At 70.7% G+C, this 26851-nt stretch carries 26 protein-coding genes and 3 pseudogenes; 18 read left to right on the top strand and 11 right to left on the bottom strand.

Annotated elements, in window-relative coordinates; genetic code table 11:
• Positions 1–175 precede the first annotated feature (175 nt).
• The 10 genes from AB0M26_RS03830 (at position 176) to AB0M26_RS03785 (ending at position 9630) form a co-directional block, all read left to right on the top strand.
• Positions 176–1873, top strand: a complete 1698-nt coding sequence (locus AB0M26_RS03830) for a nitrite/sulfite reductase (RefSeq protein ID WP_365253997.1) — start codon at positions 176–178, stop codon at positions 1871–1873.
• A complete protein-coding gene (locus AB0M26_RS03825; RefSeq protein ID WP_365253994.1) occupies positions 1870–2067 on the top strand; it encodes a hypothetical protein in 198 nt (65 codons plus the stop codon). The genes AB0M26_RS03830 and AB0M26_RS03825 overlap by 4 nt, the downstream gene beginning before the upstream one ends.
• Positions 2064–2771: a phosphoadenylyl-sulfate reductase gene (locus AB0M26_RS03820; protein WP_365253991.1), complete on the top strand. Its 708-nt coding sequence runs from the start codon at positions 2064–2066 to the stop codon at positions 2769–2771. Before AB0M26_RS03825 ends, AB0M26_RS03820 begins: the two co-directional genes overlap by 4 nt.
• Positions 2771–3337 (top strand): adenylyl-sulfate kinase, encoded by a 567-nt coding sequence (gene cysC, locus AB0M26_RS03815; RefSeq protein ID WP_365253988.1) that lies wholly within the window; start codon positions 2771–2773, stop codon positions 3335–3337. The genes AB0M26_RS03820 and cysC overlap by 1 nt, the downstream gene beginning before the upstream one ends.
• A gap of 148 nt (positions 3338–3485) precedes the next feature.
• Positions 3486–4421, top strand: coding sequence for a sulfate adenylyltransferase subunit CysD (gene cysD / locus AB0M26_RS03810; protein WP_365253985.1), 936 nt, complete (start codon positions 3486–3488; stop codon positions 4419–4421).
• Positions 4422–4423: 2 nt separating this feature from the next.
• On the top strand, positions 4424–5767 hold the full coding sequence (locus AB0M26_RS03805) for a GTP-binding protein (RefSeq protein WP_365253982.1): 1344 nt from the start codon (positions 4424–4426) through the stop codon (positions 5765–5767).
• A 255-nt stretch (positions 5768–6022) separates the two neighbouring features.
• Positions 6023–7120 carry an ABC transporter substrate-binding protein gene (locus AB0M26_RS03800; RefSeq protein WP_365254522.1) on the top strand — a complete coding sequence of 366 codons (1098 nt, stop codon included), beginning with the start codon at positions 6023–6025 and terminating at the stop codon, positions 7118–7120.
• 42 nt (positions 7121–7162) lie between these two features.
• A complete protein-coding gene (locus AB0M26_RS03795) occupies positions 7163–7954 on the top strand; it encodes an ABC transporter ATP-binding protein (protein WP_365253980.1) in 792 nt (263 codons plus the stop codon).
• Positions 7941–8849: an ABC transporter permease gene (locus AB0M26_RS03790; protein WP_365253977.1), complete on the top strand. Its 909-nt coding sequence runs from the start codon at positions 7941–7943 to the stop codon at positions 8847–8849. Before AB0M26_RS03795 ends, AB0M26_RS03790 begins: the two co-directional genes overlap by 14 nt.
• A gap of 4 nt (positions 8850–8853) precedes the next feature.
• Entirely contained in the window at positions 8854–9630 is a 777-nt protein-coding gene (locus tag AB0M26_RS03785; RefSeq protein WP_365253974.1) for a sirohydrochlorin chelatase, read from the top strand.
• Positions 9631–9704: 74 nt separating this feature from the next.
• Here the strand turns inward: AB0M26_RS03785 and AB0M26_RS03780 are convergent, their stop codons facing one another.
• Complete coding sequence (locus AB0M26_RS03780) at positions 9705–10154, bottom strand: hypothetical protein (protein ID WP_365253971.1); 450 nt, start codon at positions 10152–10154, stop codon at positions 9705–9707.
• Between the two features lie 424 nt (positions 10155–10578).
• Here AB0M26_RS03780 and AB0M26_RS03775 point away from each other — a divergent pair, with 424 nt between their 5' ends.
• The 5 genes and pseudogenes from AB0M26_RS03775 to AB0M26_RS03755 all read left to right on the top strand — a co-directional run bounded on the left by AB0M26_RS03775 (position 10579) and on the right by AB0M26_RS03755 (position 11855).
• On the top strand, positions 10579–10833 hold the full coding sequence (locus tag AB0M26_RS03775; protein ID WP_365253968.1) for a hypothetical protein: 255 nt from the start codon (positions 10579–10581) through the stop codon (positions 10831–10833).
• Positions 10830–11162 carry a hypothetical protein gene (locus AB0M26_RS03770; protein ID WP_365253965.1) on the top strand — a complete coding sequence of 111 codons (333 nt, stop codon included), beginning with the start codon at positions 10830–10832 and terminating at the stop codon, positions 11160–11162. The genes AB0M26_RS03775 and AB0M26_RS03770 overlap by 4 nt, the downstream gene beginning before the upstream one ends.
• A pseudogene (locus AB0M26_RS03765) lies at positions 11159–11212 on the top strand (hypothetical protein); the annotation flags it as partial. The gene AB0M26_RS03770 and the pseudogene AB0M26_RS03765, both read left to right, overlap by 4 nt.
• A gap of 203 nt (positions 11213–11415) precedes the next feature.
• Positions 11416–11496, top strand: a complete 81-nt coding sequence (locus AB0M26_RS03760; protein ID WP_365254519.1) for a glycoside hydrolase — start codon at positions 11416–11418, stop codon at positions 11494–11496.
• Positions 11493–11855: a glycoside hydrolase gene (locus tag AB0M26_RS03755; RefSeq protein ID WP_365254559.1), complete on the top strand. Its 363-nt coding sequence runs from the start codon at positions 11493–11495 to the stop codon at positions 11853–11855. The genes AB0M26_RS03760 and AB0M26_RS03755 overlap by 4 nt, the downstream gene beginning before the upstream one ends.
• Before the next feature lie 244 nt (positions 11856–12099).
• Here AB0M26_RS03755 and AB0M26_RS03750 read toward each other — a convergent pair whose 3' ends face one another.
• Both AB0M26_RS03750 and AB0M26_RS03745 read right to left on the bottom strand, forming a co-directional pair.
• Positions 12100–13020, bottom strand: a complete 921-nt coding sequence (locus tag AB0M26_RS03750) for an arginase family protein (protein ID WP_365253962.1) — start codon at positions 13018–13020, stop codon at positions 12100–12102.
• Between the two features lie 213 nt (positions 13021–13233).
• Entirely contained in the window at positions 13234–13773 is a 540-nt protein-coding gene (locus AB0M26_RS03745) for a DUF1697 domain-containing protein (RefSeq protein WP_365253959.1), read from the bottom strand.
• Positions 13774–13835: 62 nt separating this feature from the next.
• On the opposite strand from AB0M26_RS03745, the gene AB0M26_RS03740 reads away from it, so the two are divergent.
• Entirely contained in the window at positions 13836–14447 is a 612-nt protein-coding gene (locus AB0M26_RS03740; RefSeq protein ID WP_365253956.1) for a GNAT family N-acetyltransferase, read from the top strand.
• Between the two features lie 330 nt (positions 14448–14777).
• Here the strand turns inward: AB0M26_RS03740 and AB0M26_RS03735 are convergent, their stop codons facing one another.
• On the bottom strand, positions 14778–15995 hold the full coding sequence (locus AB0M26_RS03735) for a S8 family peptidase (RefSeq protein ID WP_365253953.1): 1218 nt from the start codon (positions 15993–15995) through the stop codon (positions 14778–14780).
• Between the two features lie 589 nt (positions 15996–16584).
• Between AB0M26_RS03735 and AB0M26_RS03730 the strand changes: the two genes are divergently transcribed.
• Positions 16585–18789, top strand: a complete 2205-nt coding sequence (locus AB0M26_RS03730) for an MMPL family transporter (RefSeq protein ID WP_365253950.1) — start codon at positions 16585–16587, stop codon at positions 18787–18789.
• A gap of 425 nt (positions 18790–19214) precedes the next feature.
• Here the strand turns inward: AB0M26_RS03730 and AB0M26_RS03725 are convergent, their stop codons facing one another.
• The 4 genes and pseudogenes from AB0M26_RS03725 to AB0M26_RS03710 form a co-directional block, all read right to left on the bottom strand.
• The gene (locus AB0M26_RS03725; RefSeq protein WP_365253947.1) at positions 19215–20198 is read right to left on the bottom strand and encodes a CDP-alcohol phosphatidyltransferase family protein; all 984 of its coding nucleotides are present in this window, start codon (positions 20196–20198) and stop codon (positions 19215–19217) included.
• 247 nt (positions 20199–20445) lie between these two features.
• Positions 20446–20701 (bottom strand): annotated as a pseudogene (locus AB0M26_RS03720) (glycosyl transferase); the annotation flags it as partial.
• Positions 20702–20787: 86 nt separating this feature from the next.
• Positions 20788–20970, bottom strand: a pseudogene (locus tag AB0M26_RS03715) (sugar ABC transporter substrate-binding protein); the annotation flags it as partial.
• A gap of 136 nt (positions 20971–21106) precedes the next feature.
• Positions 21107–21385, bottom strand: coding sequence for a hypothetical protein (locus AB0M26_RS03710; RefSeq protein ID WP_365253944.1), 279 nt, complete (start codon positions 21383–21385; stop codon positions 21107–21109).
• Positions 21386–21626: 241 nt separating this feature from the next.
• Here AB0M26_RS03710 and AB0M26_RS03705 point away from each other — a divergent pair, with 241 nt between their 5' ends.
• On the top strand, positions 21627–22514 hold the full coding sequence (locus AB0M26_RS03705; RefSeq protein WP_365253941.1) for an aminoglycoside phosphotransferase family protein: 888 nt from the start codon (positions 21627–21629) through the stop codon (positions 22512–22514).
• Between the two features lie 184 nt (positions 22515–22698).
• Here the strand turns inward: AB0M26_RS03705 and AB0M26_RS03700 are convergent, their stop codons facing one another.
• The 3 genes from AB0M26_RS03700 to AB0M26_RS03690 all read right to left on the bottom strand — a co-directional run bounded on the left by AB0M26_RS03700 (position 22699) and on the right by AB0M26_RS03690 (position 26456).
• On the bottom strand, positions 22699–23409 hold the full coding sequence (locus tag AB0M26_RS03700; protein WP_365253938.1) for a 3'-5' exonuclease: 711 nt from the start codon (positions 23407–23409) through the stop codon (positions 22699–22701).
• 367 nt (positions 23410–23776) lie between these two features.
• Positions 23777–25048, bottom strand: a complete 1272-nt coding sequence (locus tag AB0M26_RS03695) for an SAV2148 family HEPN domain-containing protein (protein WP_365253935.1) — start codon at positions 25046–25048, stop codon at positions 23777–23779.
• A gap of 70 nt (positions 25049–25118) precedes the next feature.
• A complete protein-coding gene (locus tag AB0M26_RS03690) occupies positions 25119–26456 on the bottom strand; it encodes a copper amine oxidase (protein ID WP_365253932.1) in 1338 nt (445 codons plus the stop codon).
• Positions 26457–26851: the final 395 nt, after the last annotated feature.

Genomic DNA, 26851 nt, shown 5'->3' with positions numbered 1-26851 from the left:
GTTTCGAGCGTCGTACCGACCGCCGTCCCCATCGTTGCGGACGAGCGTGCACACCTGACCCGCCCTGCCGCACACGCTGCTGCGCCGTGCCGGGGACACCTGCAGCTTCGCAGGTCAGACGTGCGCCCTCCGCCGAATCCCGCACCTTTGACCGCCCCCGAAGGACGTAAACCCCATGGCCGCCACCCCAGAACGCGCGAGCGCTGCATCGACCCGCCGCAAGGCCGGCCGCCACCGCGGCGAGGGCCAGTGGGCCAAGGGTCACTTCACACCGCTCAACGCCAACGAGCAGACCAAGAAGGACGATGACGGTCTCAATGTGCGGACACGCATTGAGACGATCTACGCCCACCGCGGTTTCGACTCGATCGACGGCGCCGATCTGCGCGGGCGGATGCGCTGGTGGGGCCTCTACACCCAGCGCAAGCCGGGGATCGACGGCGGCAAGACCGCGATCCTGGAACCGGAGGAGCTGGACGATCGCTACTTCATGCTGCGCGTGCGCATCGACGGCGGCCGGCTGACCACAGAGCAGCTCCGCGTCGTCGGTGAGATCTCCCAGGAATTCGCCCGCGGCACCGCGGACATCACCGACCGCCAGAACGTCCAGTACCACTGGATCCGTATCGAGGACATGCCCGAGATCTGGCGGCGGCTGGAGGGCGTCGGGCTCTCGACGACCGAGGCGTGCGGCGACACCCCTCGTGTGATCCTCGGCTCCCCCGTCGCGGGCATCGCCGAGGACGAGATCATCGACGGCACCCCGGCCATCGACGAGATCAACCGACGCTTCATCGGCAGCAAGGAATTCTCCAATCTGCCGCGGAAGTTCAAGACCGCGATCTCCGGATCGCCGCTGCTGGACGTGGCCCACGAGATCAACGACGTCGCGTTCGTCGGTGTGAACCACCCCGAGTACGGCCCCGGTTTCGACCTGTGGGTGGGCGGTGGGCTCTCCACCAACCCCAAGGTCGGCGTCCGGCTCGGCGCCTGGGTCCCGCTGGAGGACGTGCCGGAAGTCTGGGCGGGCGTCGTCGGCATCTTCCGCGACTACGGCTACCGGCGGCTGCGTACCCGCGCCAGGCTGAAGTTCCTCGTCGCCGACTGGGGTGCCGAGCGCTTCCGCGAGGTGCTGGAGACCGAGTACCTGAAGCGCACGCTGGCCGACGGCCCGGCCCCGGAGCAGCCGGTCCAGCAGTGGCGCGACCACATCGGAGTCCACCGCCAGCAGGACGGCCGCTACTACATCGGCTTCGCCCCGCGCGTGGGCCGCGTCGACGGCACCGTCCTCACCAAGATCGCCGACCTGGCCGAGGCGCACGGCTCGGGCCGCCTGCGGACCACCGTCGAGCAGAAGATGATCGTGCTCGACGTCGAGGAGGACCAGGTCGAGTCGTTGGCCTCCGGTCTCGAGTCGCTGGACCTCCAGGTCGAGCCCTCGCCGTTCAGGCGCGGCACCATGGCCTGCACCGGCATCGAGTTCTGCAAGCTCGCGATCGTGGAGACCAAGGAGCGCGGCGCCTCGCTCATCGACGAACTCGAGCGCCGGCTCCCGGACTTCGACGAGCCGATCACCATCAACCTCAACGGCTGCCCCAACGCCTGTGCTCGTATCCAGGTCGCCGACATCGGCCTGAAGGGCCAGCTCGTGATGGACGCGGACGGCAACCAGGTCGAGGGCTACCAGGTGCACCTCGGCGGTGCGCTCGGTCTGGACGCCGGCTTCGGCCGCAAGGTCCGCGGCCTGAAGGTCACCTCCGCCGAACTGCCCGACTACGTCGAGCGCGTGCTCACCCGCTTCCAGGCCGAGCGCGAGGACGGCGAGCGGTTCGCCCAGTGGGCGGCCAGGGCCTCGGAGGCATCGCTGTCATGAGTGAGAGAGCGGCACCGTTCTACTGCCCGTACTGCGGCGACGAGGACCTGCGGCCTTCCGAGGAGGGCACCTCCCCCGGGAAGGGCGCGGCCTGGGAATGCGCGTCCTGCAACCGCGCGTTCCGCCTTTCGTTTCTCGGGCTGCTGGCCGCCGGCCTGCGGCACGAACCGGATGAAGGGGGCAGTACGGCATGACTACCGCACCGCAGCGCACGGCGGTCGAGCTCCGGGAGCTGGCCGAGCAGGCGGGCCGCGACCTGGAGGACGCGTCCGCGCTGGAGATCCTGCGCTGGGCCGACACGACCTTCGGCGGCCGCTTCTGCGTGACCTCCTCCATGGAGGACGCCGTGGTGGCGCATCTGGCCGTGCGCGTACGACCGGGCGTGGACGTGGTGTTCCTCGACACCGGCTACCACTTCCCGGAGACCCTCGGCACCCGTGACGCGGTCGAGGCCGTGATGGACGTCAACGTCATCACGCTCACCCCGCGCCAGTCGGTCGCCGAACAGGACGCCGAGTACGGCCCGAAGCTGCAGGACCGCAACCCGGACCTGTGCTGCGCACTGCGCAAGGTCGCACCGCTGGAGGAGGGCCTGGCTGCGTACGAGGCGTGGGCGACCGGCCTGCGGCGTGACGAGTCCCCGACCCGGGCGAACACCCCCGTCGTCGGCTGGGACGAGAAGCGGCAGAAGGTCAAGGTCTCTCCCATCGCACGCTGGACGCAGGAGGACGTGGACGCCTACGTCACCGAGCACGGCGTGCTCACCAACCCGTTGCTGACCGACGGTTACGCCTCGGTCGGCTGCGCCCCGTGCACCCGCCGGGTGCTGGAGGGCGAGGACGCCCGCGCCGGCCGCTGGGCCGGCCGGAACAAGACCGAGTGCGGACTGCACGGCTGATGACGGACCAGGAGATATCCATGAGCGTGCCTGATACGGGCGCCACCGTGTGGCTCACCGGTCTGCCGAGCGCGGGCAAGACGACGATCGCGTATGCGCTCGCGGAGCGGCTGCGCGGCGAGGGCCGCCGGGTGGAGGTCCTCGATGGTGACGAGATCCGCGAGTTCCTCTCCGCGGGGCTCGGCTTCTCCCGCGAGGACCGCCACACCAACGTCCAGCGGATCGGCTTCGTCGCCGAACTGCTCGCGCGCAACGGCGTGAAGGCACTAGTTCCGGTCATCGCCCCGTACGCCGACTCCCGCGAGGCGGTGCGCAAGCGCCACCAGGCCGAGGGCACGGCGTACCTGGAGGTGCACGTGGCGACCCCGGTCGAGGTGTGCTCGGTGCGCGATGTGAAAGGGCTGTACGCCAAGCAGGCCGCGGGCGAGATCTCCGGGCTCACGGGCGTCGACGATCCGTACGAGGAGCCGGAGGCCCCCGACCTGCGCATCGAGTCGCACACCCAGACCGTGCAGGAGTCCGCGGCGGCGCTGCACGCGCTGCTCACCGAGAGGGGGCTCCTGTGAGCCGGGGGCACCGCCCAGCGGTAGCTGGGGGAGCGCGCAAGGCCGCCGGGCGGCAGGCGACCGTGATATCCGCACCGCTGCGCCGCGTGGGCGGCGATGGGGGCACCTCCCGGGCGACAGCTCCGGGGGAGAACGAAGGGGGCACAGCATGACGACGGTTGCCGCGACCGGTGAGAGCACCGACAACCCGTACGCGCTGACGCACCTGGACGCTCTGGAATCCGAGGCGGTGCACATCTTCCGCGAGGTGGCGGGGGAGTTCGAGCGGCCGGTGATCCTCTTCTCCGGCGGCAAGGACTCGATCGTCATGCTGCACCTGGCACTGAAGGCGTTCGCCCCGGCGCCCGTGCCGTTCGCCCTGCTGCACGTGGACACCGGGCACAACTTCCCCGAAGTGATCGACTACCGGGACCGTACGGCCGCCCGGCACGGACTGCGGCTCCACGTCGCCTCCGTGCAGGAGTTCATCGACCGCGGCGAGCTGCGCGAGCGCCCGGACGGCACCCGTAACCCCCTGCAGACCGTGCCGCTGCTGGACGCCATCGAGAAGAACCGCTTCGACGCCGTCTTCGGCGGCGGACGGCGCGACGAGGAGAAGGCGCGCGCCAAGGAGCGGGTGTTCTCGCTGCGCGACGAGTTCGGCGGCTGGGACCCGCGCCGCCAGCGCCCGGAACTGTGGCAGCTCTACAACGGCCGCCACTCCCCCGGCGAGCACGTCCGCGTCTTCCCGCTGTCCAACTGGACCGAGCTGGACGTGTGGCAGTACATCGCCCGGGAGGACATCGAACTCCCCGGGATCTACTACGCGCACGACCGCGAGGTCTTCCGGCGCAGCGGCATGTGGCTGGCGCCCGGCGACTGGGGCGGCCCCAAGGACGACGAGACGGTCGAGAAGCGGCTGGTGCGCTACCGCACCGTCGGCGACATGTCCTGCACGGGCGCGGTGGACTCCGACGCCACCACCATCGAGGCCGTGATCGCGGAGATCGCGGCGTCCAGGCTCACCGAGCGGGGCGCCACGCGCGCCGACGACAAGCTGTCCGAGGCCGCCATGGAGGACCGCAAGCGCGAGGGGTACTTCTAGCCATGACCAGCACGAGCACGATCCTGGAGCAGACCGCGGCCACATCGCTGCTGCGCTTCGCGACCGCCGGTTCGGTCGACGACGGCAAGTCCACGCTCGTCGGCCGGCTGCTGCACGACTCCAAGTCCGTGCTTGCCGACCAGTTGGAGGCCGTGGAGCACGCCTCCCGCAGCCGCGGCCATGAGGCGCCGGACCTGGCGCTGCTGACCGACGGGTTGCGCGCGGAGCGCGAGCAGGGCATCACGATCGACGTCGCGTACCGCTACTTCGCCACGCCCCGGCGGCGGTTCATCCTCGCCGACACCCCGGGTCACGTGCAGTACACGCGGAACATGGTCACCGGCGCTTCGACCGCCGAGCTGGCCGTGGTGCTGGTCGACGCCCGCAACGGGGTGGTCGAACAGACGCGGCGGCATGCCGCGGTGGCCGCGCTGCTGCGTGTTCCCCATGTGGTGCTGGCCGTCAACAAGATGGATCTGGTCGACTACGCCGAGCCCGTCTTCGCCGCCATCGCCGAGGAGTTCACCGCCTACGCCACCTCGCTGGGCGTCCCCGGCATCACCGCGATCCCCATCTCGGCGCTCGCCGGGGACAACGTGGTGACGGCGTCGGCGAACATGGCCTGGTACGGCGGCCCGACCGTGCTGGAGCACCTGGAGACCGTCTCGGTGGGCAGCGACCCCACCGACGAGCCGGCCCGCTTCCCCGTCCAGTACGTCATCCGCCCGCAGACCCCGGAGCACCCCGACTACCGTGGCTACGCGGGTCAGATCGCCTCCGGCATCCTGCGCACCGGCGACGAGGTCACCGTCCTGCCGTCGGGTCTCACCAGCACGATCGAGGGCATCGACGCGCTCGGCGAGTCCGTCGACGTGGCGTGGGCGCCGCAGTCGGTGACCGTGCGGCTCGCCGACGACCTCGACATATCCCGCGGCGACGTGATCGTGCCGACCGCCTCGGCGCCCGCGACCACACAGGACATCGAGGCCACGGTCTGCCACCTCCACGACCGCCCGCTGAAGCCGGGGACGCGGGTGCTGCTCAAGCACACCACCCGTACGGTCAAGGCGATCGTCAAGGACATCCCGTCGCGGCTGACGCTGGCGGACCTCTCCCAGCACCCGGCTCCGGGCGAGCTGGCCGCCAACGACATCGGCCGGGTCGTGCTGCGGACCGCCGAGCCGCTGCCCCTCGACGCGTACGCCGAGTCGCGCCGCACCGGCTCCTTCCTGCTCATCGACCCCTCCGACGGCACCACGCTGACCGCGGGCATGGCGGGCACCGCCTTCGCCGACGTGGCGACGGACGCCGCGGCCGGCCAGGACGACGAGGGGTGGGACTTCTGATCATGGTTGATGTCTTCTCGACCTTCGCGAAGGAGGGCGGCCGCATCGGCAGCGGACTCCTCGGCAGCGGGCGGGGCGGCACCGGGCGATGTGTGTGCTCATGAACGGCACCGTCCCCCGTCCGCACCTCCCGTACCGAAGACCTTCCGCTTGCCGGGCGCGCCCTGAGGCGCCCCGGCCTCCCGAGAGGAACACCCTGCCGTGTTCGCCGATCGCACCTCAGTCTCCCGACCATCCGGTTCTACCGCCAAGACTTTGCGCCGCGGCCGCATCCTCGCCGCTGCCGCCGTCCTCCCGCTCCTGGCGGGCGCTCTGGGCGCCTGCGGCTACGGCTCGCAGGCCGAGGAGCCGGACACGGCCGAGGCCCCCGCTCCGAAGGGCAAGAAGCTCTCCACCGACGAGGTGAGGATCGGCTACTTCCCGAACCTCACGCACGCCACCGCGCTCGTCGGTGACCAGCAGGGCATCATCCAGAAGGAGCTGGGCGGCACCAAGCTCAGCGCCTCCACCTTCAACGCCGGCCCGTCCGAGATCGAGGCGCTCAACTCCGGCTCCATCGACATCGGCTGGATCGGCCCCTCCCCCGCCATCAACGGCTTCGCCAAGTCCGACGGCCAGAGCCTGCGGATCATCGGCGGTTCGGCGTCCGGCGGCGTGAAGCTGGTCGTGAACCCCGAGAAGGTGAAGTCCCTCGACGCCGTCAAGGGCAAGAGGATCGCCACCCCGCAGCTCGGCAACACCCAGGACGTGGCGTTCCTCAACTGGATCGCGGAGAAGGGCTGGAAGGTCGACCCGCAGAGCGGCAAGGGCGATGTCTCCGTGGTCCGTACGGACAACAAGGTGACCCCGGACGCCTACAAGTCCGGTGCGATCGACGGCGCTTGGGTGCCCGAGCCCACCGCGTCGAAGCTCGTCGCAGAGGGTGGGAAGGTCCTCCTCGACGAGGGATCGCTCTGGCCGGACGAGAAGTTCGTGATCACCAACCTCATCGTGTCGCAGCGGTTCCTCAACGAGCACCCGGACGTGGTCGAGGCCGTGCTGCGCGGGTCGGTGAAGACCAACCAGTGGATCAAGGACAACCCGGACAAGGCGAAGGCCTCCGCCAACGCCGCGCTGAAGAAACTGTCCGGCAAGCCGCTCCCGCCCGAGGTCATCGACCCTGCGTGGAAGTCCATCGAGACCACCGACGACCCGCTGGCCGCCACGCTGGAGACCGAGGCCCGGCACGCGGTGAAGGCCGGCCTGCTGGAGAAGGCCGACCTGAGCGGCATCTACGACCTCACCCTGCTCAACAAGGTGCTGAAGGCCGAAGGCAAACCCGCGGTCGACGACGCAGGTCTCGGCGAGGAGTGACCGAGAAGTGACCGCACCCGGATCTCCCAGGAGGTGACACCCATGTCCGCCACGCTCACCAAGGCTGCCGAGACCGACATCGACGTGTCGTACGCGGCCCGTATCGACCACGTCTCGAAGTCCTTCGGCCGGCCCGGTGCCCAGCAGCTCGTCCTCGACGACATCACGCTCGACATCGCCCCGGGTGAGTTCGTCACCATCCTGGGAGCCTCCGGCTGCGGCAAGTCCACCCTGCTCAACCTGGTCGCCGGGCTCGACCGGACGTCCGCCGGGGGCATCGAGGTCCCCGGCGGGCGCCCCGCCCTGATGTTCCAGGAGCACGCCCTCTTCCCGTGGCTGACCGCGGGCAAGAACATCGAACTCGCGCTGAAGCTGCGCGGTCTCCCGCGCCCCGAGCGGCGGGAGGAGGCCGAGCGGCTGCTGGAGCTCGTACGGCTGAAGGGTGCGCACCGCAAGCGGGTGCACGAGCTGTCCGGCGGCATGCGGCAGCGCGTGGCGCTGGCACGCGCGCTGGCGCAGGACAGCCAACTGCTGCTGATGGACGAGCCGTTCGCGGCGCTCGACGCCATCACCCGCGATGTGCTGCACGACGAGCTGACCCGTATCTGGCGGGAGACGGACGTCTCCGTCCTGTTCGTCACGCACAACGTGCGTGAGGCCGTACGGCTGGCGCAGCGCGTCGTCCTGCTGTCCTCCCGCCCCGGCCGGATCGCCCGCGAGTGGCAGGTCGACATTCCGCAGCCGCGCCGGATCGAGGACGCGGCGGTCGCCGAGCTGTCCATCGAGATCACCGAACAACTGCGGGGGGAGATCCGCCGTCATGGCCAGCACTGACCTCGAGAGCGCGGCCCGGCCGGGGAAGGGCACCGACGCCGCGGACCTGGCCGGGCTGGAGGCGGGCCTGGACGCACTGGACACGGTGCAGGTCCGGCGTACGCCGCTGCGCCAGGCCCTGGTGCAGAAGGTGCTGCCGCCGGTGGTGGCCGTCGCGCTGGTGATCGTCGTGTGGCAGCTCCTGGTCCGGGCACAGGTCACCGAGGCGTACAAGCTGCCCGCACCGTCCGCGGTCTGGGAGAGCGTGCGTGAACTCTGGCTCCAGGGCGAGCTGTTCTCGGTCGTGTGGACCAGCATCTCGCGCGGCCTGTCCGGCTTCCTGCTGGCCCTGGCCATCGGGACGCCGCTGGGTCTGCTGGTCGCCCGGGTGAGGTTCGTACGGGCCGCCATCGGCCCGATCCTCTCCGGGCTCCAGTCGCTGCCGTCGGTGGCGTGGGTGCCCCCGGCCGTCATCTGGCTCGGGCTCAACGACTCGATGATGTATGCGGTGATCCTGCTCGGCGCGGTCCCCTCGATCGCCAACGGGCTGGTCTCGGGCGTCGACCAGGTGCCGCCGCTGTTCCTGCGCGCGGGCCGCACACTCGGCGCCTCGGGGCTCCGCGGCACCTGGCATGTCGTGATGCCGGCCGCACTGCCGGGCTACCTCGCGGGCCTGAAGCAGGGCTGGGCCTTCTCCTGGCGCTCGCTGATGGCTGCGGAGATCATCGCCTCGTCCCCCGATCTGGGCCTGGGACTGGGCCAGTTGCTGGAGAACGGGCGCAACAACGCGGACATGCCCGGTGTGTTCCTCGCCATCATCCTCATCCTGATCGTCGGCATCGCGATCGACCTGCTGCTCTTCAGCCCGCTGGAGCGGCTGGTGCTGCGCAACCGCGGACTTCTCGCCAAGAGCTGATCCCATGCCCGGACCCGTACTCCTCGTCGTCGCCCATGGCAGCCGCGATCCGCGGCATGCAGCGACCGTCCACGCCCTCACGGCGCGCGTCCGGTCCCTGCGGCCGGGCCTGCGGGTCGAGACCGGCTTCCTCGACTTCAACGCGCCGAGCGTTCCGCAGGTGCTGGAGCGGCTGAACGCGGAGCAGGCGGAGGCCGGGGGCGGCGTACGGGACGTCGTCGCCCTGCCGCTGCTGCTGACCCGCGCCTTCCACGCCAAGTCCGACATTCCATCGGTGCTGCACGAGACCCCGGCCCGCCTGCCCCGGCTGGCCGTACGGCAGGGGAACGTGCTGGGCCCGTCGCCGCTGCTGACGGCCACGCTGGAACGGCGGCTCCTCGAGGCCGGAGTGCGGCCCGGCGACCGGACCTCGACCGGGGTCGTACTGGCCTCGGCAGGCTCCTCCGACCCGGAGGCGAGCGCAGTGATCGCTGATATCGCGCGGGAGTGGCGGCACACCGGATGGTGCGCCGTGCGGCCTGCGTTCGCCTCCGCTTCCCTTCCGCGCACGGAGGACGCGGTGCGCACGCTCCGCGCCGAGGGCGTGGAGCGCGTCGCGGTCGCGCCGTACGTCATCGCGCCCGGCATCCTTCCGGACCGTATCGCCGCGGGCGCGCGGGAAGCGGGCGCGGATGTGCTGGCGGGTGTCCTGGGCCCCTCTCCCGAGCTGGCCAGGCTGCTGCTGCGACGCTACGACGAGGCGCGAGGCAGCCGCTCGTACGGGGCGTACGCCGCGGCGTAGTCGATCGGTCACGGGCTGCGGGTGGAGATGGCCAGGCCACGCAGCTGGGATGCACCGGGAGGGCGGAGCCCAGGTCACTGCGGGGGCCGGCACTGTGGGGGCAGCGTCACCCTTCCCGGCCTGTGCTCGAACGTATCCATGACCAGCCACTCGTCCAGCTCGGGGTCGTAGAGATTCTGGACTCCGAACTGCAGCACCTGCCAGAAGGTTCCCCGGTTGTCCTGATCGACATAGATGTCGCCGAGCGCCAGCGGGAGACGCGGGTGGTTTCCTGGAGGCAGCTTCGGCAGGACGATGCCCGTCCTCCAGTGGTTCACATGCCGCTGCGGGTTCCGCTGCAGCGTTTCCCGTCCGACGAACCGCGCGTTCTGGAACAACTGGTTCAGTGTGTCCAGGCTGAAGCCCGGAATGCGTGAGCAAGGGTGTTCGTTCAGGCCGGGCCATTTGTATGTCAGCGTGTAAAGGGTGCCGCGGTGGATCAGGTTCGTGAACCAGATCGGGTACTGCGGGCCTCCCGCGACCATTTGGCTGTCGCCGTTCCTCCCCTCCCAGGTGAAGGGGACCGTGATACCGAGATCCCGGACGACCCACTTGCCCTTCCCCCGGAAATCGCGCGGAAGGCGGGGTGGTGGCGGCGTGGCCGATCCGACCGGCCTCGCAGCCGTGGTCTCGAATGACGGTGTGGTCCCGGCCCGGGTTTCAGCACCGGCCGGAGGCGGAGAAGCCAGGACGGCGGCGATCGCTCCGGCGAGAGCAGCCGTCGTGACCGCCCGCCGTGTGCCTTTCCAACCCATGGTCTCCCTCGGCTGTCGCGTCAGGCGCCGTCGTGGCGCGGGGCGAAAAAAGCGATGATCCGACACAGTCCCCGGAACTGGAGAATCCGAAACGGCGGTTGGGCCGTTCCGACGTCTTAGAAGTCTCTAGGGACCGCGGACTGTCCATGCCTGCATGACCACAGATCTCTACGAGAGCGGGACGGCGCGGCGCCACAAGCGGCGGTCGCGGCGCGCCCTCCCCATCGCCCTCGCCCTCACCGCAACCGCCCTCACCGCAACCGTCCTCACCGCGACCGTCCTCACCGCGACCGCCGTCGGCGCCACCGGGTACGGCATCGCCTCCGCCGGCACCGCGACGACGCCGACCGGGTCGAACTCTCCGTCAGGGGCGGCACGGCCGTCATCGACACCACCTCCCTGGGGGTGACCGCACGGACCGGCGACGGGCGGCCGATGGTGCTGTCCGCACCGGCCGGCAGCGCGCTCGGTGAGCCGGGGCCGGTGACCCGTACGTCCGGGCAGGCCCGCTGGAGCTATCCGGACAAGGGACTGAGCGTGACCGCGCGTTCCGAGCGCGGACGTCTGCGGATCACGATGCGGTCGGACCGCGACCAGACGGTCGGCTGGCCGGTGACCGGCACCGATCGGGCCGCCGTGTCCGTCCAACTCCCGTGCGGCGAGGGCCTGGACATCCCCGTAGGCGACCGCTTCTGGCCACCGGCGAGGTCTTCCGCGACCACGGGAAGGGCCACATGATGACCAAGGCGGACGACCGCAGGATGCGGCTGGCCCGGATGAGCCGGCTGCAGAAGGACCTGGTGCTGGGTTCGGAGTCCGCCCAGGCGTGGGCCAACCGGGTGCTGGCGTCGACCACGGCTCCGGGACCCCGGTCTCCGACGGGTTGTGGAAGCTGGAGCGCGACCGGAAGACCGGGGTGGCTACTCCCCGGAGAGGGCCCCGAGCGCCTTCTTCAAGCCGGTGACACTGCCAAAAGGAACTGGCGACGGCGATGTACGAGCCCCGGTACCGGGCGCCGCTGTACGAGACGGCGCTGCACGGCTCGCTGGTCAACGCCGAACGCTGGGAATGAGTTACGGCGAGCTGCCACGGCAGAAGACCACTCGGGCGCTGCTCGCGATGCTCTACAACACCACGCTCAACTTCGTGCTCGACGGACCCGGCGTTGAAGAAGCGCGGTCCGAACTGGCCGCACTCCAGCGGTACTTCTTCCAGCTGCACCGGGCCGCGGGCATGCGGAAGCTCACGTCGTTCCGATGGCTGACCGGCGAACGCAGCGTCCAGCGCACGCAGTTCGGCGACCGCGCGCTGACCGTCACCGCCAACTTCGGCAACCGGACCCACAAGGGGCTGCCGGACGGGTGCGTGGACGCAAGGCTGCGGGACGACAAGGAGCCGCGACGCCTCTGCCCGGCACGGCTCAGCGACTGACCGGATGACGCCAGGGTACGGAGGTGGCCATCCGGGACCGGACCGGGGACTCTTCTGCCGGTGGTGCGTCACGGGACGTGCGACACAGGACGTGCGACACAGGACGTGCGACACAGGACGTGCGACACAGGACGTGCGACACAGGACGTGCGACACAGGACGTGCGACACGGGACGTGCGACACGGGACGTGCGACACGGGAAGCGCGACACGGGACGTGGTCCGGTGACGCACCACGTCGTCGTCACGGGTACCGCAGCAGCTCCCCCAGCAGCGCGACGAGCTCTTCGGCTCCGGAGCCGTCCGGGTCCTTGTCCGGGTTGTAGCAGCCGACCGACAGCCCGGCCAGCAGTCCGGGGTCGGCAGTCAACGGCCGTAGCAGCGACTGGAGTTCGCCGAGGGTGAGCCCGTCCGGCACCGGGTAGTCCGTCGCCGGGAAGGCCGCCTCGTCGAGGACGTCGACATCGAGATGCACCCAGTAGCGACCGGAGGCCCCGACGGAGAGCTGGTCGCGGGCCTCCGCCCCGGCCCCCGGGATGCCGCGGGCGCGCAGATCCTCGGGGTCGGCCTCGGCACGCAGACCGATGTCCTCCGGCATTGCCGCGCCCAGCCCAGCTGCCTCCTCGCGGTCCCGGGGGCCGAGGAGCGCGAGCCGGCCGGGGGACACCAGGGGCGCTCCGACCACCTCGCACCAGGCCGGCGGGCCGTGCCCGGTCACCACGGCGAGCGGCATGTCGGCGGGCTCACCCGTGGTGGACGTTCTTCCGTCGTAGAGGTCGAGGTGCCCGTCGACGTAGGCGAGCCCCACGTTCCCGAGGGCGTCGTGCGCGCCCGCCAGCGCCCCCGGCAGCAGGGTGCAGTCCCCGCCGAGCACGAGTGGCACCCGGTCCGCCCCGATGATCTCCGCGATCCGCGCGCGCAGCTTCTCGGTCGCGGCGCACACCGAGGGCCAGCCCTGCACGCCGGTGTCGGCATCACGGTCGGGCCCGGTGAGCCGTACGTCCAGATCACCGAGGTCCGCGGCGGCCGCGACGGCATCGGCCAGGCCCGCGGCGCGGAGGGCCGCCGGGGCCCGTTCTGTTCCGGTGGGCGGGTCGCCGGGCTCGGGCATGCCCACGCAGTGCAGGGGCACACCGACCAGCACGACCTCGGAGGAAGCAGTCACACGCCCAGTCTCGGCCCTGGGGGACATCGCGGGCAATCCGGCATCGGGACTGCTCCCCCCTCATGGATGAGGGGCTTCTCGCCATGCCGGTGCGGCTTCGCGGCGGACCGGACCGGCCCGCAGAAGGTTCAGGGCGACCACCGTGCGCGCGCTGTGTGGCCGCAGGATCCACAGCGGAACCTCTCCTTTGTCCCCGACCCGGGACGCGCGACCTCAGCCGTCCGTCATCGCCAGCAGTTTGGTGACGGTGTTCCAGTTCCGGACGGTGGCGGTGAGGCCGAGATCGGTCCTGCCCAGGACCTCGGCGAGCTTGCTGCGCCCGATCCCTTCGGGACAGCGCAGAAACAGCTCCCGCTCCCCGACGCGGAGTTCGTCCGGCGGATACCCCTGCGGGCCGATGTGGGTGAGCCGCGCCGGATCGACCGGGCCCGACAGAAACGTCACGAAGAGCTTCGAGGGCTCGATGGACGACGGCGGGAACGGATTGCGCTCCGCGACCGCGCGCAGTTCACCGGCGCTGAGCACCAGGCACGCCACCGTGAACCCGAAGCGCTCCGCGATGGCCTCCTCAAGCCCGGTGACGAGGCGGCCGGTGTCGCGCTCGTCGCTGGTGAAGACGGCGTTGCCGCTCTGCAGCAGGGTGCGGACGCCGCCGTGGCCGAGCCCGGTGAGCAGGTCACGGAGGTCCGCCATGGGGACCTTCTTCTGCCCGCCCACATTGATGCCGCGCAGGAGGGCCACGTACGTCGTCACGTCCGCAGCCTACGGGAATACCGGTTGCCGCACCCGCCGTCCGCCGCCTACGGTCCCCTGCCGTGACCCCCGATCTGCACACCGAGTGCCTGCTGTTGACGCCCTACACCCCGGCCGACGAAGCCGGTTTCGTGGCCCTCTTCCAGGACACGCGGGTCTCGCGGTGGATGGGCGACGGCCCGCAGAGCGAGGCGGACGACCGGGCGCTGTTCGGCCGTGTCTTCAGCAGGGTGTACGCGCAGAACCTGTTCGACGTGTGGGCGGTCAGGCTCGACGGACGTCTGGTGGGGCACGCGGAGATCAAGCCCACGGAGGCGGTGGGCGGCCACGAGATCGTCTACGCCCTCTCGCCCACGGTCTGGGGGCGGGGGCTCGGCGCCGAAATCGCCCGGGCACTCGTGGCGTACGGCTTCGAGACGCTCGGTGTGTATGCGGTGCACGCCACCGTGGCGGAGCCCAATCGCACGTCCCTCGCGATTCTGGAGCGGACCGGATTCGTCCGCTCCCGGGACATCCGGGAGGACGACGGCAGCAGGACCCTGGTCCTGACCCTGACGCGCCGGGCTTGGGCGATCAAACACCGCCCGGCCGACGCGCGCCGCTCCCACCCAATTCCTCCTGATGCACCGGATGGACGTTCACGGCCGTCGTGCCCGAAGTATCAGGATCCATAGGGGAATTCGCGTCCATGACCCTCCGAGTTCTCAGGTTCCGGACTTCTCGATCACGCTGTGAATATGAACCGTCACGGGACGGCGAGTTATCACGATGGAGTGGCCACAATTCCACGCGGGTGATGCCGAGGCCTTTTCCGTACCGGATCGAGCGATCCGGATGGAGCCGGACGGCAATCGCCGAGTCCGCGAATCCGGCGGTGCGGACAACCGTCCCGGCGGCGCACGCCACTACGCCGTACGAGATGGCCTGCACGGCAAAAGGACCGGCCGCCGCGCTCCGTGGGGGAGAGCGCGGCGGCCGGCGTCTGCGGTACCACCGGAAGCGGGTTACTCCACGACCTTCAGCAGCTTGTTCGGGGTGCCTTCGGACGGATTGGTGATCTTGTCCGGGGTGGCACCGTCTGTCAGCGCCTTCGCCACGTCATCGGGCTTGGCGTCCGGGTGCCCGCCGAGGTAGACGGCGGCGGCGCCCACCACGTGCGGGGTCGCCATCGAGGTGCCGGAGATGGTCTTGGTGCCGGTGTCGCTGTCGTTCCAGTCGGAGGTGATGTCCGAGCCAGGCGCGTAGATGTCCACCACCTTGCCGAAGTTGGAGAAGTCCGATTGCTCGTCCTTCTCCGTGCTGGAGGCGACGGTGATCGCTTCCTTCACCCGGGCCGGGGAGCCCTTGCCCGCGTCGGCGGACTCGTTGCCCGCAGCGACACCGAAGGTGACGCCGGAGGCGATGGCCTTCTTCACGGCCGCGTCGATGGCCTCGTCGGCACCGCCGCCGAGGCTCATGTTGGCGACGGACGGCCCCTTGTGGTTCTCGGTGACCCAGTCGATGCCCGCGACGACCTGCTCGGTCGTGCCGGATCCCTGGTCGTCGAGGACCCGGACCGCCACGACCTCGGCCTTCTTGGCGACGCCGTGGTCCTTGCCGGCGATGGTGCCCGCGACGTGCGTGCCGTGGCCGTTGCCGTCGTCCGCCGACTCGTCGTTGTCGACGGCGTCGAAGCCGTGCGAGGCGCGGCCTTCGAAGTCCTTGTGGGTGATGCGCACACCGGTGTCGATGACGTACGCGGTGACGCCCTTACCGGCGGAGTCCGGGTAGGTGTACTTCTTGTCGCCCTTGGTGTCTTCCTGGTCGATCCGGTCCAGGCCCCAGGACGGCGGGTCCTCCTGGGTGGCATTGATGCTGAACTTCTTGTTCTGCACCACCTTGCCGACCGACGGGTCGGCGGCGAGGCGCTTGGCCTCGTCCTCGCTCAGGCCGCTGGCGGAGAAGGCGCCCACGGAGGCGTAGTTGCGCTTGAGCTTGCCGCCGTACTCCTCGGCGAGGTCGGACTTGCCGGCCTTGGCGATGGACTGTTTTCCGGCCTTGGCGTCCATCAGAACGATGTAGCTGCCCTCGACGGCGCCCTTGGCGTTCGCACCATAGATCTTTCCCTCGGGCGGAGCGGCACCCGCGGGAAGCGTCAGCAGGGTTCCTCCGGCGATCGCGGCCACGGCGGCGGATATTGCGACGGTCAACCGGCGCTTGCTGTAACGCTTGTGAGAGGCCATGAAGAGAAATCTCCTCGTGTGCTGTGGGGGGAAGCGAAGCTTTGGCCACCAAAGCTCCCTGCGGGCGGCAATTACTACGCCCGGGTATCTCGAAACACTGTCTGATTGACGGCCCCAAAATCAATGTCAGTTCGAATCTGTGATGTGAGCCACACATTCCCAACGCGCCGGAATCGCTCCATATCGGGCGGAGTTGAAGCGCCCGGCCTCAACTCCCTTTACCTGTAAGGGACCACGACAGGGCGGGGTAGGGATGTCCCCCCTCCATGCGGTGGAGAACGCCACCGCCGGGATCACCGGTCAGCAGGATGGGACCGCCTCCGCCCCCGCCGTAGCGTCGTGGCGCGACGGCGGCAGGGTGCCGTCGTCGCGCCCGAGGGGGGAAACGGTGACCGGCGACAGGCGACGCACACACGGCACGAGACGCAGGACGGGGCCCGGATCAGCGGACGGAGCAGGCCGGGCGGACCGGGCGGCCGGGGCGGACCACGGGACCGTACGCGCTACGGGATCCTCTCCGCGGCACGGTGGGCCGCGGGGCTTCGCCGCCCGCGCCGGGAGTTGGAGCGCGCAGCACCGGTGGGCTGCCGTGGGGAGTTGGCTGCTCTTCGTCGTCCTCGCCCTCGTCATCGGCTCCATGACGGGCCGCGCGGAGGTTTCCGCGAGCGAGGAGGTGCCCGGCGAGTACGGGCGTGCGGTGAAGATCCTCGAGGAGGCGGGGATCGACCGCCCCGCGGGCGAGATGGTGCTCATCCAGGCCCGCGGCGGCGACGGTCCCAGGGCGACCGACCCCGCCTTCCGCACCGCGGTGGACGACGTCGTCTCCGCCGTACGGAAGACGGGCGAGACCACCGCCATGGTCTCCCCGTACCAGTCCAAGGCCGTCTCGCGGGACGGTCGTGCGGCCCTGGTGCGGTTCGAGATGCGGGGCGACGCAGAAACCGCGTCGGAGCACGTCCAGCCGGTCCTCCACGCGGTCGGGAAGGTCGCTGCCGCCCACGAGGACCAGGGGCTGCGGGTCGAGCAGTTCGGCAGCGCCAGCTCCGAGAAGGTCTTCAACGACGCGTTCGGTGACGACTTCCAGCAGGCCGAGTACTCCGCGCTGCCGATCGCGCTGGGCATCCTGCTCATCGCGTTCGGGGCGCTCGTCGCCGCGCTGCTGCCGGTCGCGCTCGCGATGACCGCGTTCCTGGCCACGACGGGCCTGGTGGCCGTCGTCAGTCACGCCGTGCCCATGGGGGACTCGGCGAACTCCGTGATGCTGCTGGTGGGTCTGGCGGTCGGCGTCGACTACTGCCTCTTCTATCTGCGCCGCGAGCGCGAGGAGCGGGCCGCGGGGCACGTCGCCCGTACGGCGCTGAGTATCGCGGCGGCGACCAGCGGCCGGGCCGTCCTGGTCTCCGGCGTCACCGTCATCGTGGCCATGGCGGGGATGCTGTTCACCGGAATCGCCGAATTCCAGTCGATGGGCCTGGCAACGCTGATGGTCGTGGCGGTGGCCATGTTCGGTTCGGTCACCGTGCTGCCCGCGCTGCTGTCGCTGCTCGGCGAGCGCGTCGAGAAGGGCCGCATACCGTTCCTGAGCCGGATCCGGCGCGACGGTGGCGGGTCCGGCGAGAGCCGCTTCTGGCGGAAGGTGCTCGGCGGCGTGCTGCGCAGACCACGGGCGTCCGTCGCGTTCGCGGGCGGCGCGCTGGTGGTGCTGGCGCTCCCGGCGCTCGGGATGAACACCGCGAATCTGACGCTTGATCAGGAGCTGGGCGACGACCTGCCCGTCGTCCGCGCGTACCAGCACATGAACGAGGCGTTCCCCGGCGGCCCGGCCCCGGCGGAGGTCGTGGTCAAGGCCGACGACATCACCGCCTCCCCCGTACGGGCCGCGATCGACGACTTCCGTGGCCGCGCCGTCTCCTCCGGTGCGTCGACGGGCCCGGTCAAGGTGACCGTCCACCGCGCCGCGAATGTCGCGGTCCTCGAGGTCCCGCTCGCCGGCGGCTCCGACGAGGTACGCAGCGAGCGGAGCCTGCGGACCCTGCGCGAGGACGTACGACCCGCGACGCTCGGTGGCGTGCCCGGCCTCAGCGCGCCGATCGGCGGGCAGACGGCGGCCTCGGCGGACTTCAACGACCGTCTCGCCTCCAGTGTGGTCCCGGTCTTCGCCTTCGTGGTCGTCCTCGCCTTCGTCCTGATGCTGCTGTGCTTCCGGTCGCTGACGATCGCCCTCACCTCGATCGTGCTCAACCTGCTGTCGGTGGGCGCCGCGTACGGCATCCTCACCGCCGTCTTCCAGCACGGCTGGGGCGCAAGCCTGGTCGGCGCCGAGGGCGTGGGGGCGATCGTGTCCTGGCTGCCGCTCTTCCTGTTCGTGATCCTCTTCGGGCTGAGCATGGACTACCACGTCTTCGTGGTGTCCCGGATCCGGGAGGCCCGGATGCGCGGCCTCACCACACGAGGCGCGATCACGCACGGGATCACCACGACGGCGGGGGTGGTGACGAGCGCCGCCGTCATCATGGTGGCCGTCTTCGCGATCTTCGGCACGCTGTCGATGCAGAGCATGAAGCAGATGGGGGTGGGCCTCGCGGCCGCGGTCCTCATCGACGCCACCGTGATCCGGGGTGTGCTGCTTCCGGCCGTGATGGCTCTGCTGGACGAACGGAACTGGTATCTGCCGCGGTGGATGCGGCGTCTGCCCGACCTCTCGCACGACGCACCGGAGCTCACCGCGCCGCCCGGAACCACCGCCCCCGTAGGCAGAGACGAGCCGGAGCGTGTGAGGACCCAGTTGCATTGACCCGGAGGGTTGTTCACGCGGCTGATCGGTGAGTGGCCGCCGAGTGCGGTCGCCGGGCAAGCCGGCGGATCGGGCTCGCAGCGGGCCTGCTCGGCTGATCCGGCAACGCAGTAGACGCCCCTACCTGGGCTGCGAGCGGGGCAGAACTTGGCGATGGGCGGACCAGGACGCCTGTTCCGGTAGGTGGAAGCGACGGGCCCGGGGCGTGTGCCCCGGGCCAGTACGGCTGCGCACGGGCCCCGGCCGGTCGGGCACCGGCGGGATCGCAGCGGGCCACGGACATGCGTCAACTCCCGCTCATCGGCACGCAGTCGGCGCACGCGAGGGGAGTCGAGATCCCCGGGCACGGCCCGGGGCGACGGCGACGCGCGATGGCCCTGGCCGGCCTCCGGCCGGGCCGCCAGGTCCGCTTCGCCGCCGGGTGGTCAGGCCGTCTTCTCGAAGGACTCGATGGTGCGGGTGAAGTCCCGGGTGGAGAGCAGCAGCTTGTAGATGATGGCGAGTTCGAAGGAGAGGAGCAGTGCCGCCGCACCAACCGTCACCGGCGCGACCGCATCGACCAGTGGTCCGACGATGAACACGGCCATCTGGAACTCGATGCCGCTGACCAGGTGCGTACGGATGCGGTGGCGGAGCAGCAGCGTCCGGAAGCGCGAGTACCACGGGAACCGGTGGCGGAACTCCTGGTGCAGGTCGACCACAGCCATCGGTGGACGCTCCGGCGCCTCACACTCCGGAAGGAGGCCGTCCACAGCCTCTGGCGCCTCCGCGTCCCCGTCCGCCTCGGCGACCGTGCGGTTCTGGTCCTGTTCCAGGTAGGCGGTCGGGTTCTGCTCCAGCAGGTCCTCCATGAAGGCGAGTTCGCGCTCGTCCTCGGCCCGCCGGGCCTCGCGCACCCGGGCCTTGATCTGTTTGCGCATGCCGTGCCGGATCTTGAAGATCTGCAGCGCATCGACGTAGCGCAGCATGTCGAGGAAGACCACGGCGAGGGCGAGCCAGAGATAGACGACTTCGCCGGTACGAGCGTACTGGCCGCCCATCAGGGCCACGGCGCACGCCAGCACCCGTACGCGGTCGAAGACGTAGTCGAGCCAGGCCCCGAACACCGAGCCGGTGCCGGTGAGCCGGGCGAGCTTGCCGTCCATGCAGTCGAGGATGAAGCTCGCGTGGTACAGCGCGGCGCCGACGATCAGCCAGCCCCAGCTTCCGGCCACGAAGCAGGCGGCCGCGCCGAGTCCCAGGAACAGGGCGGACCAGGTGATCTGGTTGGGCGTGACCCTGGTCCACATGGCGGTCCAGCGCACGAGCGGGGTCGCGACCGGGTCCACCAGCAGCACGGTCCACCAGGCGTCGCGCTTCTTCTCGGTGGTACGGCGCACCTCGGCGAGAGGCGGTATGTCTCGGGGCATGACCATCTTCCGGTGCGGGGGGAATTGCTCAGTTCACCCGACGTTAGGAACGCCGTCACCCGAGAGACAAGATCCGTTCGACACAACCTTTTGCCTGGGGTAACTGTCTTGGTAGGTGTCCGGGTCGATGGCCAAGTCAGGTTCACCGGTCCGGCAACAACGCCTCGGTCAGCCGCCGCCTGCGGCGTACCGCCCTCGGCGACCTCACCCACCGGCCGCCTCCGAGCTCTCCACCACGGCCGGTGCTGGGCAGAGCCTGGCTCGCGTTGCCGAGGAACGGCCCGACCCGGTCGGTCAGTTCCTCGCCCCACGCCTCCGGCGGATTGTCGGGCCGGGCAGGATCGAGGCGTGGACCCGAAGTTCCGCGCCGCTCGCCGCGACCTTCTCGGCGGAACGACTCAAGGGATCGCGTACGTGACGTGGTGGCCGCGGGCGACGAGACCCTGGATGACGTCCGGGTTCACGTGCCCATGTTCGGCGATGCCGCATGGCGAAATGGCCACGCTTCGGTGAAGTCAGGGCCCACTACGCGAGACGGGACGAGACGATACGTATCGTACAATCGAAAATCCGGGGCAGCTCGCCGCCGCTACCGCTGGTAGCGCGCGAGCACCGGAGTCCCCTCGTCCACGAGCCGGTTGCGCAACTCGCCCGTACCCGTCGCCCCGCCGGGAGCGAGCCGCACCACGGTCCGTGGACGCGGCAGGAAGTCGATGAAGGCGACCGCCTCGTCCTTGCACGGGCCGGGCTCCACGACGGACAGGGTCTGCGGGCGGCGCCACGGTGGCCATCGGCCGCGCCCTCGCCGCATTCGGTCCGGCCGCGCCCTCGCCGCATTCGGCGTCCCCGCCGCCGGGCACTGAAACGCCGGCGCCGCCACTGGACAGGACGGTCGCCGGCTTGCCCGACTACATCGGGTCGGTGACCTCGACCTTGGATTGCCACTGGCCGCTCACGGTGTGGTGGACAACGTGGGGCCCCGCGATGGGTACACCGCTGGCCAGGTTGTTCATGATCCTGACGTCGATGGAAACCCCGTTCACGGTGCCGATCTCCGGCTCGAGCAATCTCCTGAAGAATCCCTCGGGGTCGGCGCGCATCTCCGCCTGATCCCGTTCGCTCAGATCGAGTTCGAAAACCTCGATCTCCCGCGCTTCGGTTTCGCCCTTGCGATACACCTTCGCCATGGCAGCCTCCTCGCGGGTGCGTCGTGTCTACTGACCAGCTTGCGCCGGTCGTATGTTTTGGCAAGTTGAAACGTGTGCGACCCTGATCGGTCCCGTCTGCAACGTCGTCCGTCACGCCTCGCCGCCGGGCTTCCGCGACCGGGGTGAAGAGCTGGTGGTCGGGTTGGGCCCCGACGCCCGAAGCCGATGGCGTACCGGAACCACCCGACCGCTCAGCCCACGCACCGCGGAGGTAACAGACATGGCGCGGGAGTTCGAGACCGCCGCATTCACCGAGGAGCGTGCGCGGCAGGTCCTCGCCGCCGCGGGCCACCCGGCCCCGGACGCGCGGCTTCTCGCCCTGGGCGAGAACGCCGTGTTCGCGCTTCCCGCGAACGGTCCCGTCGTCCGCATCGGCCGCAGCGCCGACCTCCTGGACCGTATGCGGGGCGAACTGCGCACCGCGGCCTGGCTGGAGGAGCAGGGCGTCCCCGCAGTCCGGCCCGCGGAGCCTGGGGCCCGGCTCGTGGACGGCCATCCCGTATCCGTCTGGCAACGCCTGCCCGACCCCGTACGGCCTGCCGGGGCCGCCGATCTGGCCGCGCTGCTGCGGCTGGTGCACCGGCTCCCCGCGCCGCCCTTCCCGCTGCCGAAGCGCGAACTGCTCAGCGGTGTCGAGCGCTGGCTGCGGTCGGCCGGGGAGGCCATCGACCCGGCCGACGCCGGCTTCCTGCGAGAGCGGCGCGACCGGATCGCGGCCGCCGTGGGAAACCTCGTCCCCCACCTGACGCCCGGTCCCGTCCACGGCGACGCCCTGCCGCGCAATGTGCATATCCGGCCCGAAGGACCGGTCCTGGTCGACCTGGAGACCTTCTCCGGCGACCTGCGCGAACACGACCTCGTCGTCATGGCCCTGGCCCGGGACCGATACGGACTGGACCCCGCGGAGTACGACGCCTTCACCGCCACGTACGGCTGGGACGTCCGCACCTGGGAGGGGTGCGGCGTCCTGCGCGGTGCCCGCGAAATCGCGAGCTGTGCGTGGGTGGCCCAGCACGCGCCGGCGAACCCGGCCGCCCTCGCCGAGTTCCGCCGCCGGGTCGCCTCCCTGCGCGCGGACGATCCCAAGGCCCGCTGGCACGCGTTCTGACGCCCTGCCCCCACGTGAAGGCGAGGCCGCAGCGCCCGGCCGCGCACCCGCCCACCGCGCGGCAAGCCCGGCCGTCCATGCCCTACCCGCCGCGCCGCCCCTCGGCCTGCACACCTACGACGCCAGCACCATCAGCGCTACGACGCCAGCACCATCAGCGCTACGACCGCCAGCACCCCCAGCGCTACGACGGCAGCACCCTCAGCGGCCAGCTCCCGTCCACAACGGCCTCGGGATCGCGCTGCCGCAGCCACTTCTGGTAGCCCGCCGCCCAGCGAGCCGACCAGCTGACCTGGCTGCGGTGCAGCGCCCAGGGCTCCAACTCGGCCACCCTGGCGTGCCGTTCGGCCACGGCGCACGCGACCCGGACCGCGGCGACCGCGTCCGCGCTCGCCTGATGCGCAGACGAGAGCACCACCCCGTACTCCCCGCACGTCGCCACGAGCGTCCGCTTCCCCTTGCGGTACCGGTCCACGGCGCGGTCGATGGTGTACGGGTCGACGATCGGGCCGACCTCTCCTCCGCCCAGGCGCTCCGGCAGCGACTGCAGTCCGTGCCGCCGCAACTCCACAGCGAGCATGGTCAGGTCGAAGGCGGCGTTGTAGGCGACGACCGGGATCCCGGCCGACCAGTAGCCGACCAGCGCGGCCGCTATCTCCTCCACGACCTCGCGCGCCGGGCGGCCTTCGGCCGCCGCACGCTCGTTCGTGACCCCGTGGATCGCCACCGCCTCCGCCGGGATGCCCACCCCCGGGTCGGCCAGCCACTCGCGGTGGCGTATCGGCTCCCCGTGCTCCATCTCGACGATGGCGGCCGTGACGATCCGTGCCTCGCGCGGGTCCGTCCCCGTCGTCTCCAGGTCGAAACCGATCAGCAAACCCCGGTGCCAGCCCATGGCCGCGGACCCCCTCCGTCGTCCCGTTCCCCCATCGGGCTTCACCCTGCCACGCACCACTGACAGCCCGAGTCCGGTCCCGAGGGCGGGCACCACACGGACGTTGACGGGCAGTCAGGGTGAAAGAGGGGCAGCTCGGGCGGGCGCGGGCCGTGGCGCGAAGACAGGACTGTGGGGAAACGGAGGGACAGGAGCGGACGGGCGGGGACGAGGCGGGAACGGGACGGCCGGGGCGGGACTCGAGGGACCAGGAGCAGCCGTGGCGGGGACGGGACTGGGGCCGGGAACGGGGGCCGAGGACGGAAGCGACGGGAGGCCCGTGGACCGAGGACGGCGGAACGGCGAGGCCGGGGGCGCGGGCCTCCTCTCACGACACCGGGCGCGAATCCGTCCAGACGCTCTCGAACTCCTCTCGGTAGGTCGGGAAGAGCCCGGCCTCCTCGCTCCCCCGGCCGCCTTTCTGCACCACGTCCCTGCCGCTCCCCCGCAGCACCAGAACCGGCGCTTCCATGCCCCGCGTCCTGCGCAGATAGGACTGGACGACGGCGAGCCCGTCGGGCCCGTCACCATTGACCAGATAGGCGGTGAAGCGCGGCGTCTCGTCGAACACGCGGACCTCGAAGCCCCCGGTGTCCCGGAGCCTGGCCCGCACCCGGCGCATGTGCATGATGTTCATCTCGACGGAGCGGCTCAATTCTCCCTTTTTCAGGCCGAGTTCGCGTTCGCGTCGTCGCACGGCGCTGCTCGCGGGATTGAGGAACAGCAGCCGGGCGCGGCAGCCGGACTCGGCCAGCCGTACCAGGCGCCGGCCCGAGTAGTTCTGCACGAGCAGATTCAGGCCTATCCCGATCGCGTCGAGCCGCCGTGCCCCTCCGAAGAGGTCCTCCGCGGGCAACTGCCGCTGCAGCCGTACCCGGTCGGCGTGGACGCCCACCACATCGGCGTACCGGTCACCGACCAGGTCCTCCACGGCGTCGACGGGCAGCCGGTCGGCCGAGGGCGTGCCCGCGCCGCTGCCCAGGATCTCCAGCAGCCGGCCCGAGGCGCGTTCCGCCTGGGCCAGTACGGTTTCGGACAGGGCTCGGTTGCGGGAGACGACGTTGCGCGCGACCTCCAGCTCGTCGAGGGCGAGCTCGAGGTCGCGGCGGTCGTCGAGATACGGTTCGAAGCAGGGCCAGTGCTGCACCATCAGCTCCCGCAACTGCGGCAGCGTGAGGAAACTGAGCACATTGTCGTCGGCCGGGTCGAGCAGATAGCCCTTCCGTCGGCTCACCTCACGGACGGCGACGGCCCGTTGCACCCATTCATGCCCCGCGGGCCCGGCGGCCGCAACCACCCACTCGTCGCCGTGCACCGGCTCGTAGACGGGGCGCAGAACGGCGGCGACCACGGCCCGCAGACGCTGCTCGACGAGATTCAGCCAGATGTAGCCGCGACCGGCCCTGCGGGCCCGGGTGCGGACCTCGCTCCAGGCGTCGACGCCCCACTCGAGTTCCGCTCCGATCTCCATCGGGCGCGCCACGGACACCGCGCCCGGGGGCACCCCGCCCGGACCGTCCTGTCGGCCCCTGTCGCCAGGTGGCAGCTCCAGACCGCCGCCCGAGCTCACCAGTGCACCGCCTTCCGCCCCCCGTTCCACGATCAAGGAAGGGTACTGCCTGGGCGGAGGGCGGTGCACCCTCATCCGTCGACTGGTCCGGCAACTCGGCTCAGGGGATGGTGGGTTGGCCGTTCTGGCCGGTGAGATCGGACGGTGTGAGGGGGTTCATGGCGGTCACGTCACGCGGTGCGAGCTGGAATCCCTGCCAGTGGACGGGCATCGGGGTCTGGTCCTCGTCGCGCGCCACATGGTGGAAGCCGATGTTCACCCACGTGACGGGGTGCTTGAGGGACTGCCCGTTGACGAAGGTGTCGACGCTCCTGCCGGTGCCGGAGGCCGCCGGGCAGCGGCGGTTGTGGCTGGCGAGCTGCTGGCACTTCTCGTACTCGGTGAAGTAGACGTCGTTCCGCGTGTACGGGCGGCCCGGGTACTTGTTGGAGTGCCCGAGGACGATCTCGTACGAACGCGGGTGGTTGTCCTTGTTCTTGCCCGCCGCGCTGACCACGCGCCACCAGCGCTGCTCGCCGCTCTTGCCGGCCAGCTCCGTGGTGATGTCGGTGCGCTTGGTCTTCGTCGTGGGCGTGCCGCCCGAGCGCGGGGTGGTGGTCGCGTCGAACTGCTGGACCTTGGACTTCGGCGACCCGTCGAGCCCGAAGTTCAGCCGCCAGAAGATGTTGTGGCTGTGGCTGACGGCGTAGTCCTTGGCGCCCTTGCCGACGGGCCAGCCCCGGCCGTCCGAGGCGTCGTAGTCCATGGGCGAGAGGTTGCCGGTGGCGCCGACCTGGGTGGAGATGGTGCCGTCGTCGGAGAAGCGCCACTCGGTGATGTACTCGTACCAGCCGACCTTGTTGACCGTGTAGAGGAGCAGGTCCTTGCCCTGGGCCGACCAGACCTTGCTGGAGTTCTCCTCCTCGGCGGCCGCACGGTAGGCGTGGCCGCGGGCGCGGGTGGTGGTGCACAGGCCGTTGACCGCCTGGGCCCGGGGAAGCCTGACCTTCTTCAGGGTGCCGCCGGGGCATTCGTCAGGGCCGAGGTTCTGCACGCCTTCGCCGAAGCCGTAGCTGGTGAGGTCGTCGAACTCGTTCTGGCCGTTGTCGTACGGCACATGTATCTGGCCGAGCTTGGCGGTGGTCAGGACGGGTATCGGGCGGGCCTCGCCGTTGGGCTGGTACGTCACCTTGTCCAGCACCAGCCCGGCCTTGGACTCGTAGTGCCAGCACATACGCCAGGTCGTGCCTCCGCTGAGCTTCTGCTCGATACGGGAGGTGGCGCTGCAGTCGGCGGCTGCGGCCGGGGCCTTGGGGGTCTTGGGGGCCGCGGCCTGGGCGGGAGCGGCGGCGACGGCCGAACCCGCGAGGAGGGCCGCCGCGGCGGCTGCCGGGATCCGCGTCCTGGCGCGGCTGCTCAGGGTGCGGCGGCTGCCGCTGCCTTCTCTGTTCTCACGCATGGAAAGGTGGCTCCGCTTTCTCGCGGTCACCGCGGTGCGGTCGACGCTCCGCGGTCGGGACGGTGGGTCGGCGCGTGCGCGGCCGACGCAGACAGGACGCCGGGAGTCCGGCGACGGAGGGGAGGCCGGGGCCTGACCGTGTGCTCGGGCCCTCGGTACGCGGGAACCCGGTGATCGGGCCCTCGTTGATCGGGGGTGCTCGGTGGTCGGGTGATGGGCGACCGGCTCCTCGGAGACCGGGTGCGCGGCGCCCGGTGCCGGAACCATCGGGTGCGCGGCGCCCGGTGCCGGAACCATCAGGTGCGCGGCGCCCGGTGCCGGAACCATCAGGTGCGCGGCGCCCGGTGCCGGAACCATCAGGTGCGCGGCGCCCGGTGCCGGAACCATCAGGTGCG

Origin of the sequence: Streptomyces sp. NPDC051776, assembly GCF_040681345.1 — a bacterium.
In the GTDB taxonomy this organism is placed as follows: Bacteria; Actinomycetota; Actinomycetes; order Streptomycetales; family Streptomycetaceae; genus Streptomyces.
This window is presented reverse-complemented; position numbering and strand designations above follow the sequence as displayed.

Bases quoted from the DNA above. Each gene is read 5' to 3' on its own strand.
- AB0M26_RS03825 (WP_365253994.1), top strand. From the start codon at position 1,870: ATGAGTGAGAGAGCGGCACCGTTCTACTGCCCGTACTGCGGCGACGAG.
- AB0M26_RS03790 (WP_365253977.1), top strand. From the start codon at position 7,941: ATGGCCAGCACTGACCTCGAGAGCGCGGCCCGGCCGGGGAAGGGCACC.
- AB0M26_RS03795 (WP_365253980.1), top strand. From the start codon at position 7,163: ATGTCCGCCACGCTCACCAAGGCTGCCGAGACCGACATCGACGTGTCG.
- cysC (WP_365253988.1), top strand. From the start codon at position 2,771: ATGACGGACCAGGAGATATCCATGAGCGTGCCTGATACGGGCGCCACC.
- AB0M26_RS03705 (WP_365253941.1), top strand. From the start codon at position 21,627: ATGGCGCGGGAGTTCGAGACCGCCGCATTCACCGAGGAGCGTGCGCGG.
- AB0M26_RS03785 (WP_365253974.1), top strand. From the start codon at position 8,854: ATGCCCGGACCCGTACTCCTCGTCGTCGCCCATGGCAGCCGCGATCCG.
- cysD (WP_365253985.1), top strand. From the start codon at position 3,486: ATGACGACGGTTGCCGCGACCGGTGAGAGCACCGACAACCCGTACGCG.
- AB0M26_RS03820 (WP_365253991.1), top strand. From the start codon at position 2,064: ATGACTACCGCACCGCAGCGCACGGCGGTCGAGCTCCGGGAGCTGGCC.
- AB0M26_RS03690 (WP_365253932.1), bottom strand. From the start codon at position 26,456: ATGCGTGAGAACAGAGAAGGCAGCGGCAGCCGCCGCACCCTGAGCAGC.
- AB0M26_RS03735 (WP_365253953.1), bottom strand. From the start codon at position 15,995: ATGGCCTCTCACAAGCGTTACAGCAAGCGCCGGTTGACCGTCGCAATA.
- AB0M26_RS03805 (WP_365253982.1), top strand. From the start codon at position 4,424: ATGACCAGCACGAGCACGATCCTGGAGCAGACCGCGGCCACATCGCTG.
- AB0M26_RS03780 (WP_365253971.1), bottom strand. From the start codon at position 10,154: ATGGTCGCGGGAGGCCCGCAGTACCCGATCTGGTTCACGAACCTGATC.
- AB0M26_RS03830 (WP_365253997.1), top strand. From the start codon at position 176: ATGGCCGCCACCCCAGAACGCGCGAGCGCTGCATCGACCCGCCGCAAG.
- AB0M26_RS03725 (WP_365253947.1), bottom strand. From the start codon at position 20,198: ATGCCCCGAGACATACCGCCTCTCGCCGAGGTGCGCCGTACCACCGAG.
- AB0M26_RS03755 (WP_365254559.1), top strand. From the start codon at position 11,493: ATGAGTTACGGCGAGCTGCCACGGCAGAAGACCACTCGGGCGCTGCTC.
- AB0M26_RS03760 (WP_365254519.1), top strand. From the start codon at position 11,416: ATGTACGAGCCCCGGTACCGGGCGCCGCTGTACGAGACGGCGCTGCAC.
- AB0M26_RS03710 (WP_365253944.1), bottom strand. From the start codon at position 21,385: ATGGCGAAGGTGTATCGCAAGGGCGAAACCGAAGCGCGGGAGATCGAG.
- AB0M26_RS03700 (WP_365253938.1), bottom strand. From the start codon at position 23,409: ATGGGCTGGCACCGGGGTTTGCTGATCGGTTTCGACCTGGAGACGACG.
- AB0M26_RS03775 (WP_365253968.1), top strand. From the start codon at position 10,579: ATGACCACAGATCTCTACGAGAGCGGGACGGCGCGGCGCCACAAGCGG.